The following is a 259-nucleotide window of genomic DNA, read 5'->3' as shown; positions in this document are numbered from 1 at the left end:
GTGGACGTTTTACGCTAACTGCCTCACCTACTGACGTCGAAGAGGAGTTAGGACTTGACATTCCGTCGTTTCCACCTAGCCATAACATTGCGCCTACCGAAGAGATTCTTGCGATCGCTGCCATTCATACGGCGCCAAAAGCATGCTTTTTTCATTGGGGCCTTATCCCTCATTGGTCAAAACAGAAGAACAAAGGCCCTAAACCGATTAATGCTAGGGCGGAAACCATTGCTGATACGATGCCTTTTAAACACTTGCT

General features: G+C 47.5%; 1 protein-coding gene. It reads left to right on the top strand.

Annotation, left to right across the window (positions count from 1 at the left end; all coding sequences use genetic code 11):
• Window positions 1-259: SOS response-associated peptidase family protein (locus CHH91_RS21525; RefSeq protein WP_141234228.1), on the top strand; the 259-nt coding region annotated here is incomplete at both ends.

Origin of the sequence: Virgibacillus sp. 7505, from assembly GCF_002272135.1 — a bacterium.
Taxonomy (GTDB): domain Bacteria; phylum Bacillota; class Bacilli; order Bacillales; family Amphibacillaceae; genus Terribacillus.
This window is presented reverse-complemented; position numbering and strand designations above follow the sequence as displayed.